Source organism: Sporolactobacillus caesalpiniae (assembly GCF_040513385.1).
GTDB lineage: Bacteria > Bacillota > Bacilli > Bacillales > Sporolactobacillaceae > Sporolactobacillus.
In genome coordinates this window covers 63581-86466 of the sequence record NZ_JBEVCB010000004.1, presented here as the reverse complement: position 1 = coordinate 86466, position 22886 = coordinate 63581, and the positions used below count along the sequence as shown (strand labels likewise).

Sequence of the window (22886 nt, the reverse complement as noted above, 5' to 3'; positions counted from 1 at the left end):
TTCTGTAAGAGGTGAGCACTTATGTATCGTCCCAAACAATTTAACATGACTGATGAAAATGCGATGTTCGCAGTCATCGAAGAAAACAGTTTTGCAACAGTTTTTTCCCAACATCAGGGAACGCCTTATGCTACGCATTTACCACTGGTTTTGGATCGGGAGCATGGTATGCTGTATGGACATTTTGCGCGTGCGAATGGGCAGTGGGAGGATAGTGCCGATCAAGAAGTGTTGGCTGTATTTCAGGGCCCGCATTGCTATATTTCCCCGACTTGGTATGAGACTAATCAGGCGGTACCGACCTGGAACTATGTCTCTGTTCATGTATACGGGAAAGTAGAGGTGTTGCGTGATCCTGATGAGATCATGGACGTAATGAAAAAAATGATCACTAACTACGAAGGCGCGCATGAGAAGTATCAAATGGATGAGCTTCCCACTCAAATGATTGATGGACTGCTGAAAGGAATTGTCGCGTTCCAAATGCGTATTGATCGAATGGAAGGTGCACGTAAATTGAGTCAGCACAATTCTTCAGAGCGGCGTGCACGGATTATCGCTCATTTGAATCAGAGCGAACATGAAGCGGAGAAGCAAATCGCAAAATTAATGGAGGAAGATCTCAACTAAGCTTCTTGAATCAACAAAGATTTCGTGAATATTATTTTAAAATTTTCAATTATCAAATAATAAATTTATACTGAAATAGATGTGCTTCTTCCGACCAACAAACGCAAAAGGTGGATGCGTATCAGGTGGTTAGACGGATAGTACAGGCATTCGCTTCGATCTACAATAGAGATATTATGGAACGAGACAATTGAGTTATTTCTGATTCCTATTGCCGGGGTGACCCACTGACAAAGAGATTGCGCTGTTCAAATAAAACTATCCGTGAAGAGGAGAAGCCAATGGAAACGAGTTCAGAAAGTCCTATTTTGACCGATTTAGAAACTGAGGATGCTTCAAAATTTACGATTTCACTACAGGTTCCTAGCGAATTGACAAGTCGGAGATTGAGGCGCCATCGCGTGATCAGCATTCAACTTTTTCAAGAGCCAGGTACACGTCCCCTACGCGCAGCGAAACAATCGGAACGCGCGGATTTTTTCAATGACGAAGGAGAGCTCGATTTTACAATGCCGCTTCGTCAGAATAAGATGGTTGTTGCTATTCCGTATTCAGCAATGCCGCAGTTTAACTATGGTGATTTAATTACTGCAAGAATCAGCTTGGAAGACACGGTGACCGGTGAAGTGCTGAGTTATGAAACAATGAGTTTTATGGCAAACCAAGAAGGTACACTGGAATTCTTTTCACATCAGCACATGCACGATTATCTGAAAACGGAATCCTCAGATGAAACACAATTGACAAAAACAGCCTACTGGATCAATCAGAACCCGGACAACAGTAAAGTACTGAACATGGGGATCGCATTGCTTCAAAAGCTCGCAGAAAAGGGTCACCTGGAAGCTTTGAAAAAGTTACAGGACGTGTACAGTGACCAACGGTATATCGTAGCTGATGAAAACGAAGCGACAAAGTGGCAGAATTGTCTGGATAACAAAGCGGCGAAGAATCTTGGTAAAGAACTACAATCTGAGAAACGCTCAGAAGTTCCATCTAAAATAACTGATGAATCCTCACTGAAAAAGTGTGAAGAGATCGCTGCGAACGGCAGTGCTGAGGCGCGTTACATGCTTTATGTATACAGCTGTACTTCTGAAGGTGCCTCGTATCATGGCGCAGATGTTTTTTCTTACTTAAAGTCTGCTGCCGAAGATGGATTAGAGGCGGCTGTTCGGGCTTTGGCAGAGGCCTATGAGAAAAAAATGATCTTTATATCAGGTGAGCAGGCTGTAGAATATAGTTTGATCCTTAAGAAGGCTGCAGAGAAAAAATTACCGCTTGCCGAATATTTATTGTTCCAGATTTCGTATAATGGAACCAGTCTAAGCCAACCGGTCCGCGGGGACAAAAAAGAGGCATACGCTTGGCTCCTCGCTTCTGCTGAACACGGCGGTGCTGAGGCAGCGTATGATTTGTGGCACTATTTTGAGCATGGAAATGAGTTTTTAATGGAACAGGAAAGTGCTTTGAAATGGCTGATTTATGCTGCGGACCATGGCTTTGCTAAAGCGAAAACACGCCTCGGAGATTTGTACATAGAAGGCAAGTTTTTAAAGAAGGATGATCAGAAAGGTCTTGCATATCTGGGACAAGCTGCTGAGCAAATGGATTGGGATGCTCAGATTAAGCAGTTTGAGAGCTATTACGAAGGACGCTATAAAGATATACTTTTTGAAAAGAATAGGGCTAAGGCTTTTGAATTTTTAAAATCTTTTGCAGCATCCGGAAACCCAAGAGCATGTGATTTGATAATGAATCAATATGAGCATGGAAATGAGATGATGATGGAGCATCGAGAGGCTTTGCGTTATCTGGTATCCGCGGCTGAAAGCGGCGATGCTCCGACCATGTACCGGTTTGCGAATGTTCTGCTTGACGGCATCTATGTGTCAGCTGATCTTGATAAGGCGAAGCATCTCATTGAAGCTGCAGCGGCGCAGGGCTATCCTGAAGCACAGTTTGCGCTCTATTACTATTACCTTTCCGGATACAAAACGTTGAAAAATGAACGAATAAATAAGGAGCGCGCTTATCAGTGGCTAGTAAAGGCTGCCCGCACGCTCCCGTCTGCACAATATGAGGTTTGGTCCTTAAGCAAAAAAGACGCAGCCATCGATTGGAGCATCACTGGTAAAGACGCGATTGACTACCTTTTTCGCAGTGCTGCGCAGAAATACAGTCCGGCTCTTTACAAAGTAGGCATGGCGTTTGGTACAGGAACAGACATTGAAAAAAATCCGGAGCGCGGGTTGAAATTGATTGAAGAGGCAGCCTCTCTGCATCATCCTGAAGCGATTTATGAGCTGTCACAAATCAGGTTCAGTGGTATGTTCGGCGGACAAGAGGTCACAAAAGATGAAGAAGATGGTCTACATCTCCTCTTCTTAGCTGCGGAGCTTCACTATCCGCGCGCCTGTCAGCAGGTTGGCGAATGGTATGCGAAGGGCCTGTTGCCTGATGAATCTGAAATATGGGTGAGCCGGATCGTCACAGTTGCCATTGAGGCGGGTCTCAAAGTGAATGAACAACTATCGCCGCAGCTGAAACAAGAGGTAGCGAGTTCGAGTTCGGATCAGAACTGAATCGTATTTGAACCAATTGTGAGGGTGTCCCAAAAGTCCGTTTTTGACTTTGAGACGCCCTTTTTAGAGGAACAAAATTCTAAATCAAGGCTCAGGTGCCGGACTCTTACGGAGATCTCTGTTGATCGTAAGCAAGCGCAGTATAGGTGTTTTGCACAGAATTGATAAGGAGGATAGGTTTTATTCTGGTTCTATGGACCTATAAATTATTTGTTAACTAGTCATCCGATATTAGCGGGTGATTTTTTTACAGGATAAAAAAGAGTATAGCGTTTTGCCTTGCCGGTACGACGACATGGTCATAAGATTCGGATGGACGATTAGGTAAACCGCCCAATCTAAGATATAAACGGAAAAATTCCGCCTAACTAGAAAATGAATGAAAAAATTGCTTAAATAGACGGAGAAATTCCGCTTATCGAATCGAAAAACGTGAAAATAGAGGATTTTTCTTTGCATAACCGGAAAAATTACCCTTATGTACCTCTAAAACAAGCGCCATGATGCATATAACCGGAAAATCTCCGCTTATTTTATTCCGGGCGCGATGCCGAATTAAGGACCAAAATGATTTATTAGAAAACTTGGCTTTGCCAAGCCTCTGGCGAAGGCGAAGACTTAGTTGCGGTTACACTCGTTTCCTTGAATCTTTAATTTTTTTATACTTTTTTATCAGTGTTAGAAAACTTGGTTTCGCCAAACCCCTGGCGAAGGCGAAGCCTTAGTTGCGACGGCCATGGACGGCCTAGTGTCCGGTGAGCCGCAGGACGCGGCGTTTTTTCGGACCGCTTACACTCGTTTCCTTTAAATGTTTTCTTATGCTTTCCTACCAGTGTGAAACAGAAATGTCTGTTCACGCACATGGTTGATGATTCAAAACGGTAATTGGAGCAAAGGAACTTTCGTAGGGAAGGAACCTTCGCTGTAAGAGGGGCTTTCGCTAAGGAAATGGAACTGGAAATGGAACTTTCGCTAAGTACGCATACATCCTGTATGCAACGCGAAAGTCACCACATCCTGTGGAAGTACGTCCTATATGCAACGCGAAAGTCACCGCGTCCTGCGGAAGTAAAGGCCGGTTGCACCTCGGCTTTTTTTTTACAAAAAATTCAGCGATTTATATGAGAAATCGACACGATTTGATAAAATAGATGGGCAATCTTGCTTTTTTAACGAATAAGGATGATCGGTCGTGAATCTATTGTTTGATATGAAAATGTTTTTATCTTTTCTTGTGACCGGGAATTTAGTCACAGTTATTCTGATTGGCGCATATTTGCGGCGACAACGAAATGATGACACATTAACTACATTCTTTTATGGGAAAATAGTTCAAACTATTTCCTGGATCATCGCATTTTTTCGCAACGGATCCTTCGATGTCGTTGCGGTATCACTAGCGAACAGTATTCTGTTCATCGGCTGCGGGTTGGAGGCCGTCGCCTTGCTCAAATTGTCGCGCGGGTACAGACAATCGACGAGACGTCTCTATATGTGGATCACAACGATTAATGTCATCGGATTCAACGTGATTCTCCTTTTGTACAATTACATGAATATCCGAGTGGCTTTCGCCTCTGTCGGTATGGCAGCTCTGCTTGTCTTACCGGTGATACGGATGACTCGTGGAACGAAGCGTTCATCTTTAATGCGTCTGATGGGTTTTTTATATTTTCTGCTGATCATGATCTTCTTGGGCAGAGCCATTGTCGCTCTGATGTTGTATCATGCCTTCGAACCAGGTGCGATGGAGACCTCTTTCATTTACAGCTTTACTTTTATTACGCTTAGCTTGTCAACGATTTTAAGCGGCACCGGTTTTATTCTCCTGCTCAAAGAGATGACGGATCGAGAGCTGGTTCGACAAGCTAACTATGATGATCTAACGAAAACATTAAATCGCCGCGCTTTTTTCGAACAGACGAAGCAATATCTCGATTATTACGCGAAGAAACAACAGAAAGTTTCTTTCCTGCTGTTCGATGTCGATCGATTTAAAATAATCAACGATACGTATGGACATGATATTGGCGATCGCGTACTTCGTGATCTTTCGCGTCGCATCTATGCTCAACTTGAAGCGGACAATTTGTTCGGCAGATTCGGAGGGGATGAGTTCGCAATTTTGATGCCTGGTCTTGATGAGGAACAATCTACCGTCTCCGCCGAACGGATCAGGGCAGAAATCGCACATGCCAAGATTCATCTGCCCAATGAATTTCTGCACTACACGATCAGCATTGGTCTTCTAACACTCCAACCGGATCGACATACAGATATAGAAAATCTGTATATTTCATGTGACAATGCACTGTATGGGGCAAAGAAAAGCGGAAAAAACAGTGTCTTCCGTGGAAACTATAAGAAGGAATTATAGTAGAGGATGTTCAAAAAGTCCGGGAAAAAGGCAATGAGGATCTTCTGCTTACAGCATGCACGTCCTGTGCAAAACGCAGAAGTCACCGCATCCTGCGGAAGTTCTGCGTCAGCTTGTTTCTCCGCTCCTCACGTATCAACAGGGGATCTTCAACTAATACCATGCACGTCCTGTGCACAACGTTGAAGTCATCACGTCCTGTGAAAGTACGCGCGGGTAGCTCAAAACTGCGCTTCCTTGATCTTCGACGCTCAGGACGAGCTAGTGTCAGGCATGACGCGCGACGTGGCGATTTGCCTGACCTCGGTTCTTTTTGTCCTCCTTTTTGAACAGACTTTAGTAGTCTTTTAGTCCTAAAAAAGACGTCTCATGTATGAAAAAACATTGGACCCTATACTAAGTCGTAAAAAGTTACTAGTAGAAGGAGTCTTTGCTTTATGTCTTTAATCTTTGGTAGGCTGGATCTGAAAGCTGAAGGTGTATGGTACCCTATTTCGCTCGCAGCTTTACTGATTCTTTTTATCCTATTCATGAAGAAAAGGCAGTTAACCTGGCTGCAGATTTATACAACATTCGGTGTGGTTTGTTCGTTAACTTGGTTTATGGATATCTCTTCTGCCATCTATTTCGACGCCTTTCGTTACGGAAGCGATCATGGTATTGGCCTGGCTGACTTATTGTCGATCAGTTTTATTCCATCCGGGCTTGCGATTATTTACCTAAACTATCGGACAGCGTCGAACAAGTGGTTCATGTTGCTTTTGTTTTCTTTGCTATCTCTTGCTATCGAACTGGCCGCCATTCACATCGAATACTTTCATCTGAAGTACTGGAAATTATATTATTCAGGGATTATGTACCTCGTCATTTACGGCTTGCTGCTCCCACTGCATAAGCGTGTAATGGAAGCTGGTGCCTCGCGAACCTCATTTTAATTTTTTCGTTTCCTAACCCAGTAGACGATTAGTGCAGCGAAGGCGATAGCAATCAACGCATAGGTAATATGTGAATAAAGATCCATCCACTCGAGCACTTTAACCCATGACTTTCCAAGAGAGGCGCCGAGTAAAACTAAAAGGGTATTCCAAATAAGTGTCCCTGCTGTTGTATAGAGCAGAAAAAATAGAAAATTCATCTTAGCCATGCCGGCGGGGATGGAGATCAAACTGCGAATCAACGGGATCATCCTGCAGAAAAAGATTGCGCGGTAACCGTAGCGTTCGAACCACACACTTGCCTTTGAAAGATCCCCGGGCTTAAGACGAAGTATACGGCCCCAGCGTTTAACGACTCGTTCCAGTTTATCCACACTGAATAGATGTCCTGCCGCATAAAGTGCAGATGCTCCGGCGACAGAGCCGGCAGTAGCGCAGAGTATCACGAGTGGGGCGGTTAGCCGAGAATGAGTGGTCATAAACCCGCCAAAGGTTAAAATAACTTCCGAAGGGATCGGCGGAAACACATTCTCCAAGAAAATCATCAAGAAAATGCCCGCGTAGCCATGGTTTTCCATGAATTGTACAATCCAATCCTGCATGAATGGCCCTCACTTTCATTGATTCAGTAGTGCGAAGATAATAGAAACCTGTCCAACACTATACCCTAAATTAGGCGGATGCATACCGATTAAGATCGCTTCTGGATAGAGACTCTGTTGGTCAAAAATATAGGTTAATTATCGCTTGCTTATTCGTTATTATGATAACATGTTGACTAGGAAAATTTAAATGGATGCGAGGTAACCAATGAACCCTAGTGAATTAAATTACAAAATGCCCGCAGAATGGCAACCCCATGAACGTACATTTCTTTCATGGCCAGTACGCGCATCAATGTGTCATCCAGAGGATTATGCGCGTGTGTGCCGCGGTTATGCAGATTTTGCCAACGCGATTTCGGAATTTGAACCGGTGACGCTGCTTGCGAATCCGGGTGATCAGGAAATCATAGAAGAGCTAATGAACCCGATTAATGAAGCGATTGATTTCAGATATGTGCCGCATAATGACTCTTGGCTGCGCGATAATGGGCCGACCTTTCTTAAGAATCAGTACGCTCAACTGGCGGGCGTCAACTGGCGCTTTAATGCATGGGGCGAGAAATATAAACCTTGGGATTTAGACGATGCGGCAGCGCCGACGCTTCTCGACCAATTACATGTTCAACGTCTCGACGCGCCTCTTGTTATGGAAGGCGGCTCTTTTCATGTGGATGGTGAGGGCAGCTTGCTGACGACAGAGCAATGTCTGCTGAATCCGAATCGGAATCCGGACATGAATCGCGGGCAGATTGAAGAAAAACTTAGAAGTTACTTGAACATAGACAAAGTGATCTGGTTAAAGGATGGTTTGTCCGGGGATGAAACGGATGGTCATGTCGACAATATCGCTTGTTTTGCTACTCCGGGGAAGGTGCTCATTCAATCCTGTGATGACCCCGCGGATGACAATTTTTCAATCACTGAAGAAAATATCGCTCGTCTAGAGCAAGCGGTAGACGCGAAAGGAAGAAAGCTTAAAATCATTCGTGTGCCTCAGCCGCCGAAGCGCTACTATCAAGGTTCAAGGCTGACATTAAGCTATCTTAATTTCTATTTTGTAAATCATGGCGTTATTCTGCCCGTATTTGGCGGAGACGCTGAAGAAACGGACAAGCAGGCTTCGGATATTCTTGCTAAATTGTTTCCGGACCGCAGAATTCGGACTGTTGACGGTATGGCGATTATACGGGAAGGCGGCAATATCCATTGCGCGACGCAACAAATGCCGGTTCAAACTGAGAAAAGGAGTCAAATGTCATGAGAAAAGTAAAAGTGGCGGCCACACAAATGAGCTGTTCGTGGACGATTGATGAGAACCTTCGCAAAGCGGAAGCCTTGGTGCGTGAGGCGGCGGCAAAAGGCGCGCAAATCATTTTGCTCCAAGAGTTGTTTGAAACCCCCTATTTCTGCCAAAAAGAAAAAACAGAATACTACATGTTGGCCCATTCTATAGAGGAGAACCGTGCTGTCGCTCATTTTAAAAAGCTAGCTAGTGAATTAGGCGTTGTTCTGCCGATTAGTTTCTATGAACGGAAAAATAACGCGCTTTATAATGCTATGGCGATGATTGACGCGGATGGTACGGTGCTTGGCATTTATCGGAAAAGCCATATTCCGGATGGTCCCGGATATGAAGAAAAATTTTATTTTAACCCCGGTGATACCGGATTCAAGGTGTGGCGCACTCGTTTTGGTAAAATCGGTGTGGGCATATGCTGGGACCAGTGGTTTCCTGAATCCGCGCGCTGCATGACGTTAATGGGAGCTGAATTGCTCTTCTACCCGACGGCAATTGGTACAGAACCGTATGATACCTCGATTGATTCAAAAGATCACTGGCAGGCCTGCATGCTTGGGCATGCCGCGTCAAATTTGATTCCGGTCATTGCGTCGAATCGGGTTGGCACTGAAACAGATGAAGATTCACAGATCACTTTCTATGGTTCATCGTTTATTGCTGGTCCGCAGGGAAATAAACGTTGTGAAGCAGATCGAACAAGTGAAACGGTCTTGGTCGCTGAATTTGACCTGGACAAGCTTCAGGAACAGCGCTTCGAGTGGGGTATTTTTCGTGATCGCAGACCGGAGCTGTACCGGATTTTGACATCGAATGACGGGGAACATAGAATCTAATGGAGATGAAAAGATAAACGGGGAGTGGTCCGAATGGCAGACATACTCTATATAAAAGGCTTTCGTATCGATCATCATGCACCGGAATATAAAGACAGTTACCTATCGACTATTACATCCTTGCGCCATCTTTATGACTTTTCTTTTCATCGCCAGGTGACTTTTTTTGTTGGAGAAAACGGCACCGGAAAATCGACGATATTAGAAGCATTGGCTGTCAATGCGGGATTTAACCCTGAAGGCGGATCGAAAAATTTTAATTTTGTTACCCATAATACACACTCCAATTTATACAGGGCGACAAGAGTCATCAAAGGAGCGGATTATCCCAAGGACGGTTTTTTCTTGAGAGCGGAGAGTTTTTACAATCTTGCATCAAACATTGACGAAATGGGTGATCCGATTTTTTTAAAACAGTACGGTGGGAAATCGTTACATGAACAATCTCATGGGGAAAGTTTCCTTTCTTTGATGCTGAATCGTTTTCGCGGTAATGGCCTTTATATTTTGGATGAACCCGAGGCAGCCTTATCTCCTTCGAAGCTCATGACGATGCTCGTACGCATCAATGAACTAGTACATCAGAACTCACAGTTCATCATTGCCACACATTCTCCCATGCTTATGGCGTATCCAGGCGCCGACCTATACTTGTTATCTGATGGTGGAGTGAAAAAAACATGTTATGAAGATACGGAACACTATATTGTGATGCGGCATTTCTTAGAAAATCCTCAGAAAATGCTGCATTATTTGTTTCATGAATAACTGTTTTTCGTGATGCTGAATAGGTGTATCATGGGCTGCACTTAAAGATTCAACAGCCCTTTTTTTATTGCATTGACAACGGCGCCAACTCGAGAATCGGCGCCTAATTTTTGAATTATGGACGAAATATGGTATTCAACAGTCCGCTTGCTCAGAGCTAATGCTTCGCTGATCTCATTCGTAGTCATGTCGTTGGCAATTAATTTGAGAATGTCGCGTTCTCTCAAGGTTAATGTTTCACTAGGGAGGTCCGGTTGAAGGTTGGGAAATACCTTTTCACCTTCGCAGACCTGTCGGATTACTTTCACCAATTTCGCATTAGACTCTTCTTTTGTGACATAGGCATCGGCACCAGCCTGTTTGGATGCCTCAATATATTCGTCATAGTGATATCCGGAAAGGATGATAATCTTTAGCTGAATTTCCTTCTTTTTGATTCGCTTTGTAAGCTCGATACCGTTCGTATTCTTGAGCCGGACGTCGAGTACAAGAATGTCAGGTTGATGCGATTTAATGATTTTTTCCAGATTTTCAGGATCAGGCATTGCAGCCACCACATGAAAATCAGCTTCTTTTTCAAGCAGTTCTTTTAAACCCATGAGCATGAGCAGGTGATCATCAATTAAGATGATATTGATTGTCACGTTCATCATTCCAATCTAGTGGCAAGGTGATGTGAATCGTTGTTCCATTACCGGGTGATGTGTTCATTTCACAAAGACCATTCATCAAGTCAACAGACTTCTGCACCGAAAGTAATCCGATGTGACCGGAAGTCGCGTTTAACGTGCTCGACAGGTCGAATCCTTTCCCATGATCACTAACTATAATGACCAAATAGCAATCCACACACTTCAACGAAACAGTGACGAGGGGAGCGGACGCGTGCTTGATCGAATTATACAGCAATTCTTTAATGATGCGAAAGGCAGCGAGTTCAATAGTTTTGGGAATAATCTTCATACCTAACTCGTAATTCGTATCGACAATGACATTATAGTTCGTTTGCAATCTCTTTTTTAGTGCTTGGACACTCTGTTCCAGCCCAAGATCTTCCACAATAAAGGGATGCAGTTCACGGGATTTCTCTCTGATTTCATAGATGGTATTCATAAGTGATTCCTTGACTTCATGATAGGCGGAAGCATCCATTTTATGCGAACTGTGCAAACTGTCGATTCTATTTTCCAATAGTATAACATTTTGAAGTACTTCATCGTGCAGATAAATCGATAAATTTCGCTTATTTTCGTCAAGAGTATTCATTAATAGGCGATTAAAATGTTCATGCGAGTAGGATTGGCTGCGTGTCTTTTCTAGTTCACTGCCCATTTGGGAGAGAACTTCCGAGCTCTTTAATAAATCAAGTGCGTCGGAACAGATTCCTTCAATTAGTGTCCGTTCGTTTTTTTCAAAGCGTGCTCCATTCTTTTTCTGTCCAAGGAAGATCCAGCCTTTGATAGTCCCCTGATCGGAAAAAGGGAGGATAACTACGCTCAACCTTTTTTGAATTTGCTCTCTCTGTTCGTAATTGATGCGATTTAGAATGTCGTGAGTCAGCACATCATTTGTGAAAATACCCGTAGAAAAATAAATTTTCGGGATTTGTTTTTGCTTCCACACGAGGCACGCACCGTTAATCTCAGTGGTTTGATGGATGAGGTTGATAATTAACCGTGAGCAAGATTTCAGATGATGTCCATTGAAAACTTGCTGCATAATCAGATGTTTCTCTCTTTTGATTTCTTGAGCTTTATTGATCATGCGTCGATTGGACCATGAAGTGAAAAGCCGACTGAAACTATGAAATAAAACAATACCAGTGATTACTAGCAGATTAATGCGATAAAACGGGTTTAGGTGATTCTGAAACCACAAGAGAAACAGCGCATTTGTCAAAATCAATGAAAGAAGCCCAATTGCCACTTTGGAAATGATCGGTACGACTTTCAAACGTACGTCAATAATGTCCTGACGAGTCAACATATAGGTTACAGAAAAAGGGAAGATAATGACGCTTACGATAGTGTAGTAAAAAGGAATGTGATTTTGTGAATCAAAGAAAATGTATGGAATTAAGCTGAAACAAATGACCGGGAAAAAAGATAGGAAGAAAGAGTTGATCAGAATATATAGCTGATTTTTAACCTTAGAAGAATTGGATTTGAGCAGCAAAATGATCAAAATGAAACAGAGAATTAATGCAAAGATGATGAAAATAATTATAAAGTATCGGAGCAATTCGGCTAATGGATTATAGGTGTTTCTAAAAATGATAATAGACAGAAGATAGGCCGAAGCGACAAAAAGAATCAAGCATCTTAAAAAGACATAGGTATGTTTAAAAAAATTCGGTTTTGTGGTAACTGGAAAATGTAAGAAAAAATGAAACAAGAACAGGGTCGTTAGAAGTGCCGCAATGATCTCTAAAGGTCTTCCAACTACGTTTTCTATGCCAGATGGAATGGCTGAGCTGATCGTGAGTCCTGCTGCAAACATAAGATAATAATAACGCTCTGTTATTACGGAATGTGGCTTTATTATGTAGCAATAAATTCCGTTGCAAACGAACAAGAAGCCGATTGCGGAAAGGATGATCAGTTGATGCAATTGGGGCATCGGATCAGCATCTAATTTACTGAAATCAGTTTCGTATAGAAAAGCATATGTATAATAGACGTTTAGTAGAATAAAGAAGAAAAATAATAGAAAAGAAATCAGTTTGAGTTTAATTGTCATCATCTCCAAGAAACGCGATTAAATTTGAGCAAGCTTCTTTATATACGCTCGTTTCTTGATATCGCTTCAATAGTTGAATGGACTTATTTAAATAGATTTCGGCAAGAATCTCACAATACTTAATAGCCCCGGTTCTTTTTATGTACGCGTAAGTGAATTTTAAGTTCTGTTGATTATTTAGTAAATCTGGAGACATCAGTTGTCTCAGAAGCCAATCGCCATCTTTTGCGCGACTTGCTTCAATCGCTTTAATTAATGGAAGCGTTGCTTTTTTGTCCCTAAGATCATTCTTTGTGGCATCAAATACATCTCTGGCATCGTTGCTGATCTGTCCCGAATATCCAATATAGGTGGCAATTTCATTCCAGAGTGGGATCTCCTCAACGGGTGCGTTCAAATGAAAAACGAGACGAGTCAGTGACACTGATTTGCGATCAATTTGCGCAAAATACTCTTGCTCAGTTGGAATGTGGTCACGGCTGACTTTAAAGGATAAATCATCGGCTTGTCCATAGGCAGCCGCACGTAATTGTCGAACCACTGCTTGAAGCGAGTGAGGACTTTTGTATTCGCCTATTATATGAAAGCTCTCCATTAATAAAATACTAGACAGACTTATTGCTTGAGGATAACTCATTTTGGTTAGAATTTCCCCGTGTTCATCTTGATCAGAGAGATCATCAAGAATATCAGTCGCGAGCACAAGAAGTTCAATAGCCGAAGAACAGGCAACATGGGACACCTGCTGCTCATCTGAAGATACGAAAATCAAGCTGGAATAATAATAGAATTCAGCCCATGTAAAGACTGATTCATCATTAAAAATCTTCCCTTTTAGACACAAAAGAGAAGAAATGAGACTTTTCATTTCGCTGTTAAGTTGACAGCGAACTAGGTAATTTTTTAAGTAATTCCTAATTTGTTCTCTTTGAATCATCGATAGTCAGGCCCACTCGATTGGAGCGTTAACTACGTCACCTTTGCTCATGTGCTTGTTAAAGACTGAAGATACTTCCGGGTCCAAATTAGCACCTGCAACTGCCAGTTCCGCTGTTCCAATTTGCGACTTGTCTGCTAATTCCTGAATCAATTCCCACAATTTCTGATTCATGTTCTCCGCCTCCTCGTGTTTGACACATTTTGACACAATAGGATAATTCAACATAGTGGGAACCAATTCCTTCTCACTTTAATAAAAAAAATTAATTCAAAATTGCGGAAAATACGGATTTCAAAATTTAACGGATCGAGTATATTGGTTGTAGGGGAGTAGTACATGATGAAGCGTTTGACCTGAAAATGAACAAAAAGGTAAAAATAATCAGATAGATAAATATAATAGAGTTAGCAGTCATGAAAAAGATAATGAAAACGGTAACGAAAATGAGTGGAGGACAATGTGATGAGCTCATATGATCAGTATTCGGTAACTTATCTATCAGAACTGTACTATGCAATCAAAAGGAATATTGAAAACGGATTCTTATCTGGCGCTATGCGACAAGAACTGAGGCTTATTGCTCACGCTGTAGGAAAGCAAGGCGTTACGATTCTTGACGAAAAACGAATTTTAGAATATGAACAGACATGTGATCAAAAATAATAGAATGGGCGACTTAACTATACATTGGTACAGCGGCGATGACATTGTTCATTGCTTTTTTGTTTTGATTACGGCTAACAAAACAGATGAAAATGGAGCTGGGAAATTGCACGAGGAGGCGTAGGATGAATACTGAATGGATTGACGCTTATTGTTTAGAAAAAAGAGGAGTGGAACGTGACTACAAAGAGGAGTGGCAAGCAACGCGATACATGATCCGCGGAAAGATGTTCGCGATGCGTGGCGGAGATAAAAATGGCCTTCCAATAATCACCGTTAAATTGTCACCTGACTTCGGTGCAAGACTAAGAGAAGAGTATGAAGCGATTGTTCCCGGATATTATATGAACAAAACCCATTGGAATTCGCTATACTTGGATAAAGATGTTTCTGAAGATGTGTTACGTATCATGCTAGATCAAGGCTATTTAATTGTGCTGCGTTCATTAAGTAAAAAAGTGCAGGAAGAGATTGGTAATTTAATCCAATAAAAGTTGGAGAGACAACGGGAAGTGGACACCCGATTCAGTTCTTTTTTACTGGTTTTGTCGTCAAAGATAGGAAAATGACGGATAATTGACTATTATTATTCTTGTCTTTTCCCCACTTCCATTTATAATTATAATTAGAACTAATGTGATTTTTGACTTTTTCAAAGGTGAAAAGGCCTAGTCGAATATTACCTGTTTATAAGTGCGATGATCGAAGACGGTAACTGCGAAAGGGTGGTATTTGTTGACTAAAGTGCTTATTGTGGATGATTCGAAATTTTCGCAGAAAATTACATATTCCTTCCTTAACCAATATTCAGAAGAAATAGAGTTTATTTTTGCTAGTGATGGACAAGAAGGACTGGAAAAATTTTCAGAAGCTCATCCTGATTTTATGATTGTGGATTTATTAATGCCAAAGTTGCGTGGTCAAGACTTAATTGAAAAAGCGAAACAAATGGATCAAGAAGCAAAGGTCATTGTTTTATCTGCCGATGTTCAAAATCGAGTACGTGACGTTGTCGAAAAAATGGGTGTCCTATCCTTCATTAATAAGCCGCTGGACGACAAGAAGGCTAAGATGATATGTGACATCATAGGGAATGGTGCTCGTGGCCGATAAAATAAGTAGAGAAGATATTCTCACAGAGTTGTTTAATATCGGTGTGGGTCAGGCGGCTAGTACCCTCTCCGATATAATTGATAAAAGGATTGGTCTCACCATTCCAAATGTCAGAATTCTAGATGCCGCTACAGGAAAAATTGAACTTGATAAGTACTTATTGCAGGTCGCTGAGGGAGCGGTAATGGTTTCCTCTATTTCGTTTGATAGTCAGTTAGAAGGGAAGGTCAGCCTGCTCTTTCCTGCGGATAAGATGCATCATTTCATTGATCTTTGTCTCCACGAAAATCGTGACGACCTGGTAGATAATTTGGAGTTCACGGATATTGATTTTGATACGATTAAGGAAATAGGCAACATTGTTATTAATTCAATAATCGGCGAATTGAGCAATACCGTAAACATACCGGTTGAATATACGTTGCCTGAAATTGATGTTCTAAATAATGCAAGCGCAGATCATTTTGTCAATTGCGAAGATTGCCGGCTTGTACTCATGATGTTTCTTGCTTTTAATATAGAAGGCACTGAGATTGCCGGCGCAGTCGTGATCAACATGACCTTGAAATCGCTTGATGAAATACTAAATGAGATTGACAGACTGTATAACGGAAGATGAGTGAGCATGGATTCTATTTTACCTGGCGTACTAAACTGCATAAATGAGGGGATCGTCATTATCACAGAAGACCTCGAGATTACCTATTGGAATCCGTTTATGGAGAAATTGTCGGGTAAATGGAGCGGCGAGGTTCTCGGTCAAAAAGTGGATCAGATTCTGCCCTCACTTTGTCGTCCATTCTTTTATAGCGCAGTGAAACGACTCGCCACGGGTGGGAACCCTGTCTTTTTCTCAGCCGCTATGCATCGGAAATTGGTTAGCCAGGATCATCGTGTGAATCTGAAAATGAACCGGGTGTCGGTTGACGGCAAGGTAGCTTTGTTACTTGAATTCATTGATGTGACGAATCAATTTCAAAGAATTAGTCAGCTGAGAGACTATGTGAGCCAGCTCTCCCATCTGAATAGTCAGCTGAAACAAAAAGAAAAGGTTATTGAAAAGCTTGCCTATTATGACAAACTGACTGGCGTTGCGAATCGCGCGTTATTTGATAAGTTCGCCGATAAATATTTAAGTATCGCGAAACAACGCGGCACAATGCTTGGCTTTATGTTTGTCGACGTTAACGAATTTAAGTTGATAAATGATACATACGGTCACAATACAGGAGATAAAGTCATGACACGCGTGGCGAGCTTGCTTACAGAGTCAACGCGAAAGAACGATATCGTCTGCCGATATGGTGGCGATGAATTTTTGGTTTTACTCCCGGATATTCGTACATACAAGGACTATCAGGCGATTGCTGAGCGTATCGAAAAGAATAAAAAGCAATGTATCGTTCAAGACGGCTATAACATCTGCCTGTCGCTCAGCATTGGAATCAGTTTTTATCCGGATGATGGCGCGACGATTGATGACTTGATTGCGAAGGCTGATGAATATATGTACGTGAACAAGCATGAATCTAGAGAACGACAAGATAATATGTAAACAAGTTTGAAAATCGGGCGGACGAGTTGCTAGTCTGTCCGATTTTTTTAACATAAAAAGATCAGATACGGTTGACATACTTGCCCTTCAATGGCATAAATAATAAAGCAGGAAGATGGCGAAAAAGCCAAGAAGGAATGGTACGTACGATGAATAAAAATGATACTTACTTTGATTTGCTTAAAATTGTTTCAAGCGAAGAACAGGTAAAAATAGATGAAAACTTGAGTACATATACCTTTACAAAGACAGGAGGGAAAGCGGATCTATTCGTTACCCCGAGCACGTATACGGAAGTCGGGCAGGTCGTCGCTTATGCGCGTGGACATCAATTGCCGATAACTATTCTTGGGAAAGGCTCTAATTTGATTGTCAGAGACGGCGGGATCAGAGGTATTGTAATCCACTGTAGTCAAATGGATCATGTAAGGTGCGAAGGTGAAACGATTGTCGCGCAGAGCGGCGCATCGATTATTGATGTGTCTCGATTCGCACTGGCTCATGAATTGACTGGTTTGGAATTTGCATGCGGGATTCCAGGCTCTATTGGCGGCGCACTGTATATGAACGCCGGCGCGTATGGGGGAGAGACATCCGATGTCCTTAGAGGCGCGGTCATTGCCGATGCGAACGGCTCAATTCTGAATTTAGACTTTGATGAACTCGATATGGGCTATCGCCATAGTGCTATATCACAAAAAGGCTACTTGGCGCTCGAGGGCACCTTTGTACTTAAAAAGGGTGATCCGAAAAAAATTAGAGAAGAGATGGATCGTTTGACTGCGCTCCGAGAGTTGAAACAGCCGCTTGAGTATCCGTCATGCGGCAGTGTTTTCAAACGTCCTCCAGGCCATTTCGCAGGCAAACTAATTCAGGACAGCGGCTTGCAAGGAACGCGTATCGGCGGCGTTGAAGTATCGACAAAGCATGCAGGGTTCATGGTCAATGTCGATCATGGTACCGCTTCAGATTATATACACCTTATTAGGCACGTTCAGGATACAGTCAAGAAGAAATTTGGCGTGGACTTGGAAACAGAAGTTAAAATTATTGGTGAAGAGCCAAAAGATTGATCAAAAGCGGCAGGACTGCGCGATGAGCAGCCTGCCGCTTTTATGTTTTGTAATCATTGAATAAGATTATGGTTTGCAACTTTCCGATTGCTGCACAGAAAAGACGAACGGCGAGGTAAACTCGTTACGAGTTTACCTCGCCGTTTGTTACGATTTTTTTGTGGTTCGTTACGAGTCTGGGAATTGGTTACAACTTTCGATGATTTCGTTACAACTTTGAGCTCATTCGTTACGACTTTGAGCTCATTCGTTACGACTTTTTCGTGGTTCGTTACGATTCCCAATCGTTACAACTCTCTTAGGTTGAACTTCCCAGGGGTTCGGTTGAACTTTTCGCTCGTTAGGTTGAACTTCTGTTCTTCGGTTGAACTTTTCAGGAATTTGGTTGAACTTGTCATTCGTTCGGTGGAGCTTTAAATCATTTCTTGATGAGCATCTCACGTCAATCGTGCAGCTTCACTTAAATCGGTATTTAGATGCTGAGCCGCTTATCGGTCTGAAATTCTTCTGCCCATGATTACAAGATCGCGTTCAACCCCATCTAGTTCGGCAACCTTAGGACAAGTTCCCCATCGCTCGAAGCCGAAGCGCTCAAAGAGATGAAGGCTTGGTGTATTCTGACCGAAAATAAATGCCAATATCGTTTTAATTTCGAACTCATGAGAATGCTCAAGAGCATAGCGGACAAGAAAGGATCCGATTCCTTTTCCGCGGTACTGTTCATCAAGATAGATGCTGATCTCGGTAGTTGCGTTATAGGCTGGTCGGCCATAAAAACTGCTGAGACTAAGCCAGCCGCAAACTGCTCCGTCATATTCCGCTACCCAGAGCGGTCGATTTGGATCTGCTTGATGCTCTTCAAACCATGGTCGGCGATCATCGATGCTGACCGGTTCTGTGTCAGCCGTGACCATGCGTCCGGGGATGGTTGAATTGTAAATGGAAACGATGGCAGCGAGATCTGCCTCAACGGCGTCACGAACGACGATTGAGTTATGCATAAATTCACCTGGTCTCTCGTTATTGATTTGTCTCACAGTGCTACATAATTTAATCCGATAATAGATTAACGATTGCATGCGCATCCGCTGATAGGCTGTTTCTTACCTTTTCAGGAGCGGTGGCCTTATAGATAAACGAATTGATCAGTTGGACATACGACTGCATGTAATAGACGGAAGATGACAGATTTCCGTTCAGATAAGCGATCTGCGCTTGGTTCAGCGCATTGGACAGTGACGCCGTCTCTGTTTCAGTTAGATTTTTCAATTCAAATTGATGAATGATTTCCTGACGCATCGTGTCAAATCCATCGCGTATTCCCGAATAGCCGAGCAGTTGAACTTCACTCATCGCCAAAGGCTGGCGGCTGCTCCCCTTGGTTACAGTCAACTTGTAATAAGAATAGGCTTTTGGATTCTGGATCGAGAATGCGCGAGTCATTGACCGCCATTTAAATGTTTGATTTGTTCTGTGGTCGATCATATCCCAGTTCATTCCATCTTTTGATCCCCACAGTGCCCAGTTTTTTGGATCGCTTGTATTCCGTCCACCTGAAGAGGTCAAGGTGTACATCTTGATCCGGCGGTTTTCCGATTCAAAATGGAAGCTTAGCGATAGATGATCTTTTTGGAATCGGGCGACTGTCTCTGAGCTGTTGTCGATCAAATGGTTTAAGGAATCTTCTCCGTTTATCGGAATGATCGTCGCACTTTTGGTCAGATCGTTTAACGGCTTGGGATAGAATGAGGAGCCATTTGTCGATTGAGCAGTAAGCGAGTGAGGCAAATCATCAGTGGATGTTCCCCAACTCGATGGTTCAGACCCCATACCAAAGGACAATGTCCCACCGGCAGCCAGATCGTTTGCTGAGAGTGTTGTCGTGTTCACCGGTCTGCCATTAAAGGATACAGACTGAATATATTTGTTTTTATTACTTACCGTTGGCGCGCTGATAATTAGGTCCTTTCCACTTTCCAAATGCAGCGTCATTTTTTTAAAGTAAGGTGCGCTGATCACAAAATCCTGCGTGCCCTTCTGCAATGGGTAGAGGCCGAGTGCGCCAAACAGGTAATATCCTGAAAGCATCGCGCCAGTGTCCGCTCCTAAGTAGCCTTGACCGATTGATCCGCCGGTGTAGAAACGATTCAAAAGGGCGCGGGTCATACTTTGCGTTTTCCACGGAGCGGAAGCGAACAAGTACATATAGGCTGCAGAAGGCGATGAAGGACTGTCAAGAGTGAACATCCCCATGTTCCCGCTTGAGGCGAGACGAGCCTTAGCAACCTTCTCTACTGCTTCTGTGGAAGGCTGCGCGCTGAGAAATTGATCAAGCTTGCCAATCATCGCTTCCTTTCCTCCATATAAATTAGCCAAGCCTTGCCCATCCTGAGGGGTGTTGAATGCGTTCGCCCAATTTGCTACAGTCTTGTTGCTCACTTGACTGCTCGATGAATCATCATCTGCCCATTTTCCATCTTTAGTGCGTGGCGTGAAAAATTTGAGCGAATGGTTGAAAATGTTCGTGAAATTTTGAGAGCGACGCAAATAGTAGCTGCTGTCATCAGCGTACGAAGAATTATTCGGACGACTTTTCGCCAGATAAGCACCGAGGTTGCCTAAGGCATAGTCTGTTACTGCCTGGGATAACGTCCGTTCAACACTATTCTTCTGATCAGAAGGAATATAGCCAATTAAAGACTGCTCTTGGCCATTATCCGGTACGGATGCGGCATGCAGCATGGCTTGATAGAGCACGGATGTATGGATGCCAGGCGTTCCTTTTACCACAGCGTCCGCAAAGGCTGGCCCGGCGTCCGGATCAAAGCGGCCGCCGTTTTGATAGACGGTTAAAAATCCGTTGATCAGGTTGCCGGTCAACTTAGGCTCAAGTAGAGCGTATGCCGGCCATACGGTTTGTCCACTGTACGCGAATGCGCTGTTAACGTATACTTGTCCTTTTTTAATAGGTGCTCCCGTGTGATTAGACGTATTCGCGGTCGCAGCAGGTACACTGAGATCAGCATAGCGGTAGCTAGGTTTTTTCTTCGTACCGATATTTTCAGATCCGTTACTTGGTGATAAATAGAGCCGGTAGAGATTCGAGTAAAGTGTTGTTTGCTGCTCGCTACTCGCCCCTTGAACAGAGACGCGAGACAATCGCTGATTCCATTGCTTTTTTGCCTTTTTTTCAACATCTTCAAGTGAAGTTTTTTTACCAATCTCTTGATTTAAGTTCTTTTTTGCTTGTTCAATGCTGATTAATGAACTGCCGATCCTTAAAGTAACAGTTTTATTCTTTGATGTATCGAATTTATAAAATGAAGTGACTTGATCACGTTTTTCACCCGATAGGCGGTTAGCATTGATCACTGGCTGATCAACTTCAGCATAGTAAAACATTCGGTTCATGTTGCCGGTTGCAGTATCCTTGATATCCGAATAGCCGTCAAATGACTGCTTCGCCGGATTCAGTGTCAGGCGTCCATGACCGTCTAAATTGTCGAAGAGCAAATTGCCTTGATTACCGACAAAGGAGAAACGCATGATTGCGGCATGACTTGTGGCGGAAAGTTCAGCACGCATGCCATCTGTAAATGTGACAGCGTACCGATACGGGCTGGCAGATTCGTCTGAACGATTAAAAGCTTTTCCGCGCCCAAGGCGATTCGCACTCGGAGTGCCGACAAAACTTGAAGGCATCACTTGCAAAGTCTGGCGGATACCATTCTGATCATTGGCTGATTGGCTCAAAGAGAAGGATTGGATTTCCGGTAAATTGTTTGGATCATTATTCTCATTGTACGGGTACAGGAGTTTCTTTGCGCTGCTGTTAATCGCCGGAGACCAATAACTAAATCCGTTAGGCACACCAATCGCCGGAGCCGTGTTTCCTCGAGCGAAGGATGAACCGGACGCGGTACCGCGAAGTATGTTCACTTTATCAACGGGTGTTTTGTTTGCAACTGATGTCACAGATGAGGAACCAATCCGCAAATCATCAATGGATCCTTTAAAGGTACTTTCGGCCTTTGGTGATTCATAAGCGACAAGAATGCGGACAATGGTTTTGCCTTTTGCCGCTTTACCGAGGGAGACCGTTTTCTTAGTCCACTGGTTCATGATCAAGGTACCGGATTTTCCCTGCGCAGAAGGTGTCATTTTCACACCGTCTTGATCTTTAACATTTAATTGGTGCAGATAGCTTCCATCGGAGAAGGCGAGGTCTACAGACACATAGCTTGCAACCTGTGCCCGCGCGTCCTTTTTCGTCGATTCAGGCGCGACAAAATAGGAAAGCTCAGTATCCGTCGACACCGGAATACGCACACTATAAAGCTTATTGTAAGAATAACGATTTTTTTTATTGGTTGTTGATCCCGCATAGGTAAGCACGTGACTGCCTGTCCAACCTAATTTTTTCGGCGCGTTATACAATTGACTCGAACCGGTGGAAACATAGGTGGACATTGTTTGACCGTTGCCGCTCAATGGTTTGATTCCATTGGTTAGCTTTTTTCCATCTTTCGAGCGTTCAGGTGTGTTCTTCCATGTGAGCGAAGGATCGCTTTTTTCAAAGGAAGAGGAAAAAAGGCTCGGGTCGGTTTGTGCCTTTGCCCTTTGAGTTGCCTGACCAGGCAAATAGAACGTGATCAAGCTCAGGCAAATGCAACTGATCATTATTTTTGAAAAAAATTGTGAAGCCATCATGCTGCCCCTCTTCGTTTTGTGCGGTATCCTCTGTAATTCGATGGTTGTAGTGCAACTTCA

20 protein-coding genes are annotated in these 22886 nt (G+C 43.1%); 13 read left to right on the top strand and 7 right to left on the bottom strand.

The window, feature by feature from the left end; all coding sequences use genetic code 11:
* Window positions 1-21 precede the first annotated feature (21 nt).
* The 4 genes from ABWW58_RS08770 to ABWW58_RS08755 all read left to right on the top strand — a co-directional run bounded on the left by ABWW58_RS08770 (window position 22) and on the right by ABWW58_RS08755 (window position 6527).
* Window positions 22-630 (top strand): FMN-binding negative transcriptional regulator, encoded by a 609-nt coding sequence (locus ABWW58_RS08770; RefSeq protein WP_353868769.1) that lies wholly within the window; start codon window positions 22-24, stop codon window positions 628-630.
* Between the two features lie 281 nt (window positions 631-911).
* Window positions 912-3215 carry a tetratricopeptide repeat protein gene (locus ABWW58_RS08765; RefSeq protein WP_353868768.1) on the top strand — a complete coding sequence of 768 codons (2304 nt, stop codon included), beginning with the start codon at window positions 912-914 and terminating at the stop codon, window positions 3213-3215.
* A gap of 1192 nt (window positions 3216-4407) precedes the next feature.
* Window positions 4408-5592 carry a GGDEF domain-containing protein gene (locus ABWW58_RS08760; protein ID WP_353868767.1) on the top strand — a complete coding sequence of 395 codons (1185 nt, stop codon included), beginning with the start codon at window positions 4408-4410 and terminating at the stop codon, window positions 5590-5592.
* 437 nt (window positions 5593-6029) lie between these two features.
* On the top strand, window positions 6030-6527 hold the full coding sequence (locus ABWW58_RS08755) for a hypothetical protein (RefSeq protein WP_353868766.1): 498 nt from the start codon (window positions 6030-6032) through the stop codon (window positions 6525-6527).
* Here ABWW58_RS08755 and ABWW58_RS08750 read toward each other — a convergent pair.
* Window positions 6524-7129: a DedA family protein gene (locus tag ABWW58_RS08750; RefSeq protein WP_353868765.1), complete on the bottom strand. Its 606-nt coding sequence runs from the start codon at window positions 7127-7129 to the stop codon at window positions 6524-6526. The two genes, ABWW58_RS08755 and ABWW58_RS08750, sit on opposite strands and share 4 nt — an antisense overlap.
* Before the next feature lie 208 nt (window positions 7130-7337).
* Here ABWW58_RS08750 and ABWW58_RS08745 point away from each other — a divergent pair, with 208 nt between their 5' ends.
* Genes ABWW58_RS08745 through ABWW58_RS08735 form a run of 3 tightly spaced genes read left to right on the top strand, consistent with a single transcriptional unit; the run spans window position 7338 to window position 10033 of the window.
* The gene (locus ABWW58_RS08745; RefSeq protein ID WP_353868764.1) at window positions 7338-8393 is read left to right on the top strand and encodes an agmatine deiminase family protein; all 1056 of its coding nucleotides are present in this window, start codon (window positions 7338-7340) and stop codon (window positions 8391-8393) included.
* Window positions 8390-9265: an N-carbamoylputrescine amidase gene (gene aguB / locus ABWW58_RS08740; protein ID WP_353868763.1), complete on the top strand. Its 876-nt coding sequence runs from the start codon at window positions 8390-8392 to the stop codon at window positions 9263-9265. The genes ABWW58_RS08745 and aguB overlap by 4 nt, the downstream gene beginning before the upstream one ends.
* A 33-nt stretch (window positions 9266-9298) precedes the next feature.
* Window positions 9299-10033: an AAA family ATPase gene (locus ABWW58_RS08735; RefSeq protein ID WP_353868762.1), complete on the top strand. Its 735-nt coding sequence runs from the start codon at window positions 9299-9301 to the stop codon at window positions 10031-10033.
* 41 nt (window positions 10034-10074) lie between these two features.
* Here ABWW58_RS08735 and ABWW58_RS08730 read toward each other — a convergent pair whose 3' ends face one another.
* The 4 genes from ABWW58_RS08730 to ABWW58_RS08715 are packed head-to-tail and all read right to left on the bottom strand — an operon-like array spanning window position 10075 to window position 13883.
* The gene (locus ABWW58_RS08730) at window positions 10075-10677 is read right to left on the bottom strand and encodes a response regulator transcription factor (protein WP_353868761.1); all 603 of its coding nucleotides are present in this window, start codon (window positions 10675-10677) and stop codon (window positions 10075-10077) included.
* Complete coding sequence (locus ABWW58_RS08725) at window positions 10652-12772, bottom strand: ATP-binding protein (RefSeq protein ID WP_353868760.1); 2121 nt, start codon at window positions 12770-12772, stop codon at window positions 10652-10654. The genes ABWW58_RS08730 and ABWW58_RS08725 overlap by 26 nt, the downstream gene beginning before the upstream one ends.
* Complete coding sequence (locus ABWW58_RS08720; protein WP_353868759.1) at window positions 12762-13709, bottom strand: polyprenyl synthetase family protein; 948 nt, start codon at window positions 13707-13709, stop codon at window positions 12762-12764. Before ABWW58_RS08720 ends, ABWW58_RS08725 begins: the two co-directional genes overlap by 11 nt.
* Before the next feature lie 6 nt (window positions 13710-13715).
* Window positions 13716-13883, bottom strand: coding sequence for a hypothetical protein (locus tag ABWW58_RS08715; protein ID WP_353868758.1), 168 nt, complete (start codon window positions 13881-13883; stop codon window positions 13716-13718).
* A 291-nt stretch (window positions 13884-14174) separates the two neighbouring features.
* Between ABWW58_RS08715 and ABWW58_RS08710 the strand changes: the two genes are divergently transcribed.
* The 6 genes from ABWW58_RS08710 (at window position 14175) to murB (ending at window position 18116) form a co-directional block, all read left to right on the top strand.
* Complete coding sequence (locus ABWW58_RS08710; protein ID WP_353868757.1) at window positions 14175-14375, top strand: hypothetical protein; 201 nt, start codon at window positions 14175-14177, stop codon at window positions 14373-14375.
* Between the two features lie 125 nt (window positions 14376-14500).
* Window positions 14501-14866: an MmcQ/YjbR family DNA-binding protein gene (locus tag ABWW58_RS08705; RefSeq protein ID WP_353868756.1), complete on the top strand. Its 366-nt coding sequence runs from the start codon at window positions 14501-14503 to the stop codon at window positions 14864-14866.
* Window positions 14867-15119: 253 nt separating this feature from the next.
* The gene (locus tag ABWW58_RS08700; RefSeq protein WP_353869075.1) at window positions 15120-15488 is read left to right on the top strand and encodes a response regulator transcription factor; all 369 of its coding nucleotides are present in this window, start codon (window positions 15120-15122) and stop codon (window positions 15486-15488) included.
* Entirely contained in the window at window positions 15478-16107 is a 630-nt protein-coding gene (locus ABWW58_RS08695; RefSeq protein ID WP_093670573.1) for a chemotaxis protein CheC, read from the top strand. The genes ABWW58_RS08700 and ABWW58_RS08695 overlap by 11 nt, the downstream gene beginning before the upstream one ends.
* Window positions 16108-16113: 6 nt before the next feature.
* Complete coding sequence (locus ABWW58_RS08690; protein WP_353868755.1) at window positions 16114-17043, top strand: sensor domain-containing diguanylate cyclase; 930 nt, start codon at window positions 16114-16116, stop codon at window positions 17041-17043.
* A gap of 149 nt (window positions 17044-17192) precedes the next feature.
* Window positions 17193-18116: a UDP-N-acetylmuramate dehydrogenase gene (gene murB / locus ABWW58_RS08685; protein ID WP_353868754.1), complete on the top strand. Its 924-nt coding sequence runs from the start codon at window positions 17193-17195 to the stop codon at window positions 18114-18116.
* Window positions 18117-18604: 488 nt separating this feature from the next.
* Here murB and ABWW58_RS08680 read toward each other — a convergent pair whose 3' ends face one another.
* Together ABWW58_RS08680 and ABWW58_RS08675 are read right to left on the bottom strand one after the other, a co-directional pair.
* Window positions 18605-19117: a GNAT family N-acetyltransferase gene (locus ABWW58_RS08680; RefSeq protein WP_353868753.1), complete on the bottom strand. Its 513-nt coding sequence runs from the start codon at window positions 19115-19117 to the stop codon at window positions 18605-18607.
* Window positions 19118-19166: 49 nt separating this feature from the next.
* Window positions 19167-22823: a GH92 family glycosyl hydrolase gene (locus ABWW58_RS08675; protein WP_353868752.1), complete on the bottom strand. Its 3657-nt coding sequence runs from the start codon at window positions 22821-22823 to the stop codon at window positions 19167-19169.
* Window positions 22824-22886: the final 63 nt, after the last annotated feature.